Source organism: Agathobacter sp. (genome assembly GCF_977054825.1).
In genome coordinates this window covers 53602-60144 of record NZ_CDRTEH010000017.1, presented here as the reverse complement: position 1 = coordinate 60144, position 6543 = coordinate 53602, and the positions used below count along the sequence as shown (strand labels likewise).

The window sequence follows — 6543 nt, the reverse complement described above, 5'->3', positions numbered from 1 at the left end:
CAAGAAGTTACTCCTATTATAACAGAAATAAGCGTTTTGAGCTTATAAAACTCTTAGAAAATCAAGAACTTTTAAATGAGTGTGGAATTTACTTCTGCACTGGAATTTACTTTTTCAAGTTAGCAATGGTTGCCCAAAACCATTATTCTGTGCCAGCAAGGCTAAAATCAAATCGTTTACTTGTAAAGCTCCTCCAATTATTATACTCGCAGTTACTAACTCGTAAGTTACTTTCTTACGAGTGTAATAACTCGGAGAATACTCATAGTCAAGAGAACCTTGTCAGATAATTCCAGTATACTACAGCTTCTGACCTATTCCAAACGCTTCAATATCTCATCATATTGGGTATACATCTTCTGCACTTCATTTTCCAGTGTATAGTAGTGCATGATATATGGCACCAACAACACTAAGAATAACAGTGTAAGAACAAGAAGCATTGGGTTGCTTATCATGATGGATGCAATTATTGACATCATGGTGAGTATGGCAAAGGTCACTGTCACTATGAGATGCACGATGCGCTCATGCTGGAAGAAGCCTATTTGTGTCAGGTGTTCCTGCAGTATTTTCTTCCACTCTTCTTTTGATATCTTATCAGGATTGGCAAGCAGATTGTCAATCTTAAGTCTATAATTAATTATTCGTTTTTTCATTTTATTTTCCACCTTTCCTAATACGTACTTTTTTATTTTAATACAATGATAATTGAATCTAAAAATCCGCTATACCAACCTCTGGCATAGCGGATTAAAAAATAAAATGCAATTAAAGATATCACCTGTTATGTGATTATAACTGGTTCAAGACATTTGATGTCTGCAGATAAACACCAGCAATAGCATTGATAACTGCAAGTACGATGGTAATAATTGACATAACAATACCAGCGGTTGCCATGCCCTTTCCACCATTTTTCCTGCCTACGATACCGAGGATAAGTCCTACAATACCAATAGGTCCGCCAAGGATTGGAATACACCAGAATACCAGACCGATAATACCAAGCACCATAGATGCAATTGACATTCCCTTCTTTTCCTCCATCGGCGGCATAGGCGGTATATTTGGATTGCCCTGCTGATTCGCCTGATCATACATATTGAAGTTGTCGCTCATAACTATTCTCCTACCTTTCTTTTGTTTAAATGATATAATAACTGTCACTGTAATTTGTAACCATGGAGTATCGTAACATACTTTGACTACGAAAGCAATATATTTTTCATTACCGGATGCAACATCCCAGATAGTTACTGTTCACACCTAACAGTGTGACCAGCAACGATTACAGCCAATTTAAAATTTCTCTCCAACCACCCTGCACCGTTTCCTGCAAAAAGCAATGCCATAGGCTAAAATATCACACCTGCCCTCATCACGCAGAGTCTCATCATAGCGCTTGTCCTTAATCTGCGTTATCGCAGCCTCGCACGCTGCGTCAAGTTCCTTCATCTCCTTAGCATACTTCACCTCTATAACGATGCCCGCATCAGGATCCTCCGGCATGATTAAAATATCGCTAAAACCATCTCCCGACTCACGATTCGACTTGATAAGCCAGTCCGGATTGCTGCCTCGAAGCAGACCAAGAAGTAAGCCGTGATAGAAATTCTCCTTCATAGCATCAGGCGCCTTTGTATCGAGTATACTTATCATGCGGCTCATCACGATGTTTAGCTGCCTGGCAATCTGTTTCTCATCTTTATCCAGAATTGCCCTTGATAAAAGCTTCATAGTATCATCATCTTTTGCGACAACAGCCTTGAACCACTCCTGAATTTGGAGAATAAACACCTCACGCACCTCTTTATTAGGAATCACAAGCTTATAAGCATAGCTCTCACTGTCAGGCACCTTGACCTCTCCGATTTTGGTGAGATAGCCTGTAGTAAAGAGCACACTCCACAGATTGTCAATCGTACTGTCAATCTCATCATATGTCAGATCAAGCCGAAGCTGCTTCTCCACAAATCCGCCTGCCACAAGCTTCTCAATCTCATCCCTTGTGGTCTGGTCAGCCTTGTCCACAAAGCGCTTCACCATATCATTGCCACTGCTGTTAATCCAGAACGCGCTAGGTCTGGCTGACGGGTCTGAAACAAGCTTCTTGGCAAAATTTATCACATCCCATGGACAATATATATCTGCATTACCAAAATGATAGCCATCATACCATTCCTTTGCATCATGATATCTCTCGCTCCTGTCATAGTCTGAAAGAAGCTTCATGACCTCATCATCAGTGAATCCAAACTGCTCATCATGGTCGATATCCACAATAGAATTGATTTCAAAATTATTGAGCCCTGTAAAAATGCTCTCCTTTGACACACGAAGACAGCCAGTGAGCACCGCAAACTGTAAAAACTCATTGGTCTTGAGCGCCTGTCCGAAAAGCCCCCTGATGAGAGAAACCATCTCCTTGTAGTAGCCATTCTGAAAAGCCTTGTCGAGCGGAACATCATACTCATCTATGAGAATAACCACTTTCTGACCATAGTGCTTATACAACAGCTGTGAAAGAAGCTGTAATGACGATATAAGCTTATCTTTACTAAAAACAAAACTGCCGTCCTCTATAATAGTCAATCCCTTATACTGTTCTCTCTCAAGCATCGTAAGCTTATCACTGTCAGCCAGAAAAGAGACTCTGCTTATTTCTTTGCCAATAACTCTTACAAGAGCATCAAAAGCCTCGTCATACGTCAATCCCTCCACACCCTTGAATGAAAGAAATATGACAGGATACTTACCCATATGCTCATCACAAAGCTCTTTATTGCCTGAAATATATAAGCCATCAAACAAGGTCTTATCTGTGCCTATCTCAAAAAAGCTTTTTAGCATACTCATATTGAGAGTCTTGCCGAAACGCCTAGGGCGTGTAAAAAGAGTGACCTTTCCCCAGCCCTGTAAAAGCTGCTCTATAAGCCTTGTCTTGTCAATATAATAGAAACCCAGTTTACGAATTTCCTCAAAATTTTCAATTCCAACCGGTAACTTCAACGTATTTGCCATAAAAGCCTCCAAAAAATAATCCGCTATACTTAATACTAGTATAGCGGAATGCCATGCAAAATACAATATTTATGATTCCTTATCTTGTCCAAATTCAGCTCTCATTTTTGTCCGGCAACTGCTTATTTCATTGCCACAATAAAGATATGGTTGCTATTACAAATATCTTAACGTCCTAAATTATGGTCTTAGGAAGCATTACACTATTAAATGCTACTTTCAGTTCATCAATCGTAGGAGACTCCGAAACCATATTCTCTGTAATGATTTTGCAAACCTCCTGCAATGCGCTCTGCTGTTCAACGCTAAATTTATCCAGCTCAATAACCGTCTCATAAATGCGCTTCTTAACCTTTTCATTTTCTAATGGGTGCTGACCAGGATGGAAAAATATAACATCAGTATTTTGAACATCGATTTCCAGACCAAACTTTGGAAAATTCATCCACTCAAAATTATCTACAATTCTGTTTGCTTCATCCAACAGTAAGCATTCTTTTAACGGAACAGCATTGTCAAATCCAATAAGTAAGCCAATCACAAGATGAATTACAGCACCACCTATTTTGCCAAATCCACCAAACCACTCTTTGGCTAAAGGGCTTAAATCAAAATCATCAATATGATCAATTATTTTGTTGATACTATCAACTATGTAGAGAATTCTGACACAGAATATAACATCCATATGGTATTTATGTACCCAAGGAGCATAATGATCAATTGACACCTGATCAGATGACTTCCTATACAGTTTATAATAATTCTTACAGCGCAAATAATCGTTCAAAGCAACACTATAAAAACTGATTCTGAGGGTGATTTCATTAATTACTGGATGTTGCTCGAGCTTAGGCAACATAGCCTCAACCTCATCAAGTGTCCGAAGCATCTCGTCTTTTCTGGTAAATTGCAAATGCTCGTCACAATTTATAACATCTGATGCCTCGTCAACCAAAGCAAGTTTTGTCATGATTTCATCTATAAGTAAACCATTCTCATGATAAAGAGCACTTGCATTTTTAAAGTACTCTTCAACAACAGACCACTTATAGTTTTGCTTGTTTCTTTTTTGAATACCAGCCAGTTCGTAAAAGCAAAAATATCGTTGATAAACAGCCTCTGCTGGCAACGACCTTCGATATTCCTCTAAATCTCTTTCAGCCTCATTTTGCATATACTCCACGGCTCTGTCCTTTAGGGAGGTATATCTTTCCACAATGTTACCATGTAAATCTTTAAATAACAGCTCTATATTCTTATAGCTATCATATCTGACAGGCATTGGTAGTTTAGAAAGTAAATCAACATCTCTAGAAAATGCCTCAAGAATATATGTCGGATTTAACGCTGACGCCCAAATAATCCTTGCTGTCGATGCTTCAAATACACATCTATTTAACTTTGGAATGTTACTGTTCTGTACGTAATCAAACACACTTTGAACTACATCATTCAATTTCTTCCTATCAGCTTTCATTTGTCGAAGCAATTCAAGCCTTGTATTGAATAAATTTATATACTCAACTATATTTTCACAATCAATATACTCTTTATATTGTTCTAAAATTTCGTCCATCTCTTCCATCGAAATATCCGGATTCAGACGTGTTTTGTTAAAAATATAATCTCTATATAAAACATTCCATAAATACGAGTTCTTTATATTATGCTTTTGACAATAGCTAATTGCACGAATAAACGCATCATCCGCATCCTGATACATACCAAGTTGCACATATGCCACTCCACGATTAATCAATATCTGACTTCTAAGTACCTTATCTATATCACCGTTTGATAATGCTTCCGCCTCTTTAATATTATCATATGCTTTCTGTACTTCTCCCATTGCCAAATATTGAATAAAACGAATAAAATGATAAAACGCCTTTTGACACCTGTCCCCGTTTTCGTAAATTTGTAATTCCTGCTCATTAGCATGAAAACAGCCTAATTTCGCACGTAAAAAAATCCTGTATCTGTTGTATTTATCCAACTGCTTTTTAGTCATAACAGATGTCTTCAAATCGTATGTCAAATTCCATGCCTCGACAAAGTTCGCATAAAATCTCTCCTCGTCAGAAAAATTTATTACTTGCCTTAAGGTATGTGAAATACTGATGTAATGCACTATTGCATATAGTATTATACCAACTAATATGATAGCCATCACAAAGAGTATTATCCTGCTATTTGTCACATTGTAAAGTACATAAGTGACAAATACATCAACACATATACAGATCATAGAATATAAAATATACTTCGGTAATTTATACACTTTATAGCATTTATAAGTTCCCATTACCGCTAACATAAATAACAGTATGAGAATATAATACCTCGTATTTAAAAATATTAAATCAATAATTTTTGTAAAAACACTAATCATACTGTTCACCTCTACACCAAACATATTTTCGACATCATCTAATGTCTAGTATAGCGGATTCATCTTTAAAATACAATTGATTTAAATGTGAACTTCCAGAGATTTTGCAGCTAAAATTTATATAGTGCCTTTTTGCTATCTCTGGAAGTTTTTGTCATCAATTTGAGTCTTCGTCAGTTGGTTCTACTGTTGTCTGTTTTTACTGATTGCTGTTTCATAAAATTTAATGGTGGCTGCCCCACTGTGCACATAACACATAGCTTACATTATAGGTAATTCCCAATCTTCGTTTTTTAGTGTATTTAAAATACCATTATTTGATACTTTTTCATTTCCATACTGATCTCTTATAACACATCTAAATAACATTCCAACATCATTTTTTGATACTGTAAAACTGTATGTTGCTGTTTTTGCACTCGCTATTCCTGAATTTTTCCAGGTCTTTCCGCCATCATTACTGTACTGCCACTGGTATGTAAGTCCGTTTCCACTCGCCTTTACACTAGCTGCAGCTTTTTCTCCTATATTGGCTGTAATGTTCTGAGGCTGTGATTCTATTTTTATGCCTGACACAAGATGTCCGCTGGCACTTGTTACACTGTTTCCATTTGTATCCTTTATGACACATCTGTAATACATTCCAATATCATTTTTCGATACTGTAAAACTGTATGTTGCTGTTTTTGCACTCGCTATTCCTGAATTTCTCCAGGTTTTTCCACCATCATTACTGTACTGCCACTGGTATGTAAGTCCGTTTCCACTCGCCTTTACACTAGCTGCAGCTTTTTCTCCTATATTGGCTGTAATGTTCTGAGGCTGTGATTCTATTTTTATGCCTGACACAAGATGTCCGCTGGCACTTGTTACACTGTTTCCATTTGTATCCTTTATGACACATCTGTAATACATTCCAATATCATTTTTCGATACTGTAAAACTGTATGTTGCTGTTTTTGCACTCGCTATTCCTGAATTTCTCCAGGTTTTTCCACCATCATTACTGTACTGCCACTGGTATGTAAGTCCGTTTCCACTCGCCTTTACACTAGCTGCAGCTTTTTCTCCTATATTGGCTGTAATGTTCTGAGGCTGTGATTCTATTTTTATGCCTGACACAA

5 protein-coding genes are annotated in these 6543 nt (G+C 37.3%); all 5 read right to left on the bottom strand.

The features are described from left to right. Window positions 1–314: 314 nt before the first annotated feature. On the bottom strand, window positions 315–659 hold the full coding sequence (locus ACW6PM_RS11415; protein WP_456057236.1) for a hypothetical protein: 345 nt from the start codon (window positions 657–659) through the stop codon (window positions 315–317). Window positions 660–795: 136 nt separating this feature from the next. Next, window positions 796–1122 carry a DUF4190 domain-containing protein gene (locus tag ACW6PM_RS11410; RefSeq protein WP_117685084.1) on the bottom strand — a complete coding sequence of 109 codons (327 nt, stop codon included), beginning with the start codon at window positions 1120–1122 and terminating at the stop codon, window positions 796–798. Between the two features lie 180 nt (window positions 1123–1302). Further along, window positions 1303–3024 (bottom strand): AAA family ATPase, encoded by a 1722-nt coding sequence (locus ACW6PM_RS11405; RefSeq protein WP_456057235.1) that lies wholly within the window; start codon window positions 3022–3024, stop codon window positions 1303–1305. 175 nt (window positions 3025–3199) lie between these two features. Next, window positions 3200–5038 (bottom strand): hypothetical protein, encoded by a 1839-nt coding sequence (locus ACW6PM_RS11400; protein ID WP_456057234.1) that lies wholly within the window; start codon window positions 5036–5038, stop codon window positions 3200–3202. Window positions 5039–5680: 642 nt separating this feature from the next. Next, window positions 5681–6543, bottom strand: an 863-nt coding sequence (locus tag ACW6PM_RS11395) for a hypothetical protein (RefSeq protein WP_456057233.1), incomplete at its 5' end; no start/stop codon positions are given.

What these genes read in the sequence shown, in the direction of transcription:
- ACW6PM_RS11400 (WP_456057234.1), bottom strand. Translation starts at nt 5,038, where the DNA reads ATGACTAAAAAGCAGTTGGATAAATACAACAGATACAGGATTTTTTTA.
- ACW6PM_RS11405 (WP_456057235.1), bottom strand. Translation starts at nt 3,024, where the DNA reads ATGGCAAATACGTTGAAGTTACCGGTTGGAATTGAAAATTTTGAGGAA.
- ACW6PM_RS11415 (WP_456057236.1), bottom strand. Translation starts at nt 659, where the DNA reads ATGAAAAAACGAATAATTAATTATAGACTTAAGATTGACAATCTGCTT.
- ACW6PM_RS11410 (WP_117685084.1), bottom strand. Translation starts at nt 1,122, where the DNA reads ATGAGCGACAACTTCAATATGTATGATCAGGCGAATCAGCAGGGCAAT.